This is a genomic window from Thermoleptolyngbya sp. M55_K2018_002, from assembly GCF_015295965.1.
In the GTDB taxonomy this organism is placed as follows: domain Bacteria; phylum Cyanobacteriota; class Cyanobacteriia; order Elainellales; family Elainellaceae; genus Thermoleptolyngbya; species Thermoleptolyngbya sichuanensis.
This window is the reverse complement of record NZ_DVEA01000138.1, coordinates 1-2,809: the sequence shown is the minus strand read 5'-3', so window position 1 is coordinate 2,809 and position 2,809 is coordinate 1. Positions and strand designations below refer to the sequence as shown.

General features: G+C 57.0%; 2 protein-coding genes. One reads left to right on the top strand and one right to left on the bottom strand.

Annotated elements, in window-relative coordinates:
* On the bottom strand, window positions 1-554 hold a 554-nt coding region (locus IGS51_RS06655), incomplete at its 3' end, for a glycosyltransferase family 2 protein (protein ID WP_367279280.1).
* 826 nt (window positions 555-1,380) lie between these two features.
* Between IGS51_RS06655 and IGS51_RS06650 the strand changes: the two genes are divergently transcribed.
* Window positions 1,381-2,809: DUF2927 domain-containing protein (locus tag IGS51_RS06650; RefSeq protein ID WP_297077370.1), on the top strand; the 1,429-nt coding region annotated here is incomplete at its 3' end.

Genomic DNA, 2,809 nt, shown 5'->3' with positions numbered 1-2,809 from the left:
TCCATGACGGTTCGCGCTTTTTCCAGCTTGTCGCGGCGGGCGATCGCCACTGGGTCGTATCCATCGTGCAAAATCGCCACCTGCGGCAAATCCACAATGCCCCAGCCCGGTTCCTGCTGCCGCAGCGCCGCCACCGCGTCATCGATCGTGGCGTGATAGGGCCGCGCAAAGGTGAGTGCTGGATGCCGCCGAAACAGCCGCGACACCAGCGAATAGGGCGATTGCACCGCGCCCACCTCCTGCCGCAGCAGGTTGATCACCAGCGTTTGGTCATGCTGCATCGCCTGCTGCATCCTCGGTACGCAATCCGCCACCAGCGTCTCATCGGCATCCAGCACCAGCACCCAGTCGCCTGTGGCGTGGCGCAGCGACTCGTTGCGGGCGATCGCAAAATCGTTTTGCCAGGGCATCGAAAAAACCTTCGCGCCAAAGGATTGGGCGATCGCCACCGTATCATCCACCGACCCAGTATCGACCACGATTAGCTCGTCGGCCACGGTCGCCACGCTCTGCAAACAGCGCCCCAACCGCTCCGCCTCATCGCGCACAATCATGCAAAGGCTTAGCTTTGGTTTCACCGATTTTTCCCCTTTGCACCAACGCCTAAAGGAATGCCTAGAAAGAATGTCTGCAAAGAATGTCCGCAAAGAATGTCTGCAAAGAATGTCCGCAAAGAATGTCCGCAGAAGGCTTGCTCAAGCCCGTCAATCGGTCGTTGACCGCGACACCTCTCGATCCTAACTTAGGGCAGCCGTGCCATCGATGACGTTGGGGACGGATCTCCGCACGGTTTTGCATAGTACAAAAGTACGATAAGATATCAAAGCTGATTTAATAATGCTGACCAAAATATTGACCAACAGGCTTGCCGAAAAGTAAAACCCTGCTCTTGCCCGATCTGGCTAAAACCACGGGATGTGCAACTTTAGCCGATCCCCCTCCCGGATCTCTGAGTGCTTAACATTACAGGCGATACCTTTTCAAATAGCCTCTTAGAAAATTATGGGGAATAAATTATGGGGAATAATAGTGGGGAATGGGTATTGCCGCCAAGTTGCCGCCAAGTTGCCACCAAATCAATATCGAATTTTCTGCAAATCGCTCACCGTCTCCATTCTTGCGGAATCAGGAACCCGCTGTTGCGGCTTACAGTCCTGTCATAAAACCTCTCTAAGAGAGTAAGACATTCTGGTTCATTAGAGACTACTCGTAGAGAGACTGCCCGTAAAGCTCATCAACAGCGCAAACCCTTGAGTGAACCAGGGTGGTCTTGTAGCACGGCGATCGCCCCGTATTCAGCATCGCCAGCGGCTTGGTTCGCAAAACGCATCTGCCTTGCATGGTTCGGTCTGGTCCCTCACGTTGCTTCGGAAGCGATTCATGAATATTCCATTTCCTCTCAGTTTGGCGGCACTTAGCCTGGTGGCGCTTGGGGTCACACAGGCCCTTGGCTCCCAGGGCCATACCCCCTCCGTAGAACCGGGCATCCACCTGCTCAGCAGCACTGCCACCGTCGCCTCAGGCAGAAGCGGAATGCTGAGTGCCCGCGATCCGCAGGCGTTGATTAACATCCGCGTCAGCCCCGGTGTGCAATCCAGACTCGTGTTTACGGGAACTCCCAACACGCCCGTCATGATTCTTCAGGAAGCCCCCGGCGGAGATGGGTTTACCTGGTATCAGGTGCGGCTGGGCAACGGCGTAGAGGGCTGGGTGCGGGGCGACTTGGTGCGCGTGACGGCGAGTTCTGGGGCGATCGCCTCCTCGCCTACTGCACCGCAACCCCCCGCCCAGCCAGCCGCAGGCTTCCAAAATGCCGCGGACGATGCACCAATCTACGACCCGTCCTCTGGGGCGCTGATGCGTCCTGGAACCCGCCCAGAAGTGAGTGCGCCCAATCGCGGCGATTTGCCCAGCCCCACGTCTAATCTGCCTGTATATAATCCGTCCGTCCAACCCGTGCCGCCTGCCAGCGTGCCAACCAATGGGCAGACCAATCTCCCGCGCTATTCGCGTGAAGTCGTGGTCGATCAGCAGGGACAGCGTGACACCACCCAGGGAATGGCGAACCCTGCGGTGAACCAGCCCCTGCCCAGCCCCAATCCTCCCGATTCGCCAGGGCTGGTGGATCGCATCGTGGATGGGATTAGTGCCATTGGCGATCGCGTGGGTGCGATTCTAAACCCCGGGCCAGCCCCGCTCGCAATCACGCAAGCAGACATTGATTACTTCACGGAAGTCGCGCTTGGCTCGGAATGGGGAAATAATGCGCCGCTAATTCGGAGATGGAATACAAACTTGAGAATTCGCGTCACGGGAACACGCACTGCTGAGGATGACGCGACGATTCGCCAGGTGATGCAAGAATTAAACGACCTACTCCACGGCAGCGGCGTGCAGCTAGTCCGCGACGATCGCAACCCGAATGTCGAGATTATTTACGCACCAGAAAGCCAGTTCCGCCAGCTAGAACCCAACTATGTGCCAGGGAATCTGGGCTTTTTCTGGGTGCGCTGGAATAGTAGCGTCATCAACTATGCCCGCATTTTGATTACCAATACAAACCGCGTCACGCAGCGAGAACGGAGCCACTTGCTGCGGGAAGAACTGACTCAGGTCTTGGGCTTGATGCGCGACTCCAATCGCTATCCCAACAGCATTTTCTACCAGGGCTGGACGGATGTGACCGAGTATGCCGAAATCGATCGCACGCTGATTCGGATGCTTTACCATCCCCAACTTCGACCCGGTATGACGCAATCGCAGGCCGTTGCCGCCCTGCAAACCCTAGTTGATCCACGCGCCGCCAGAA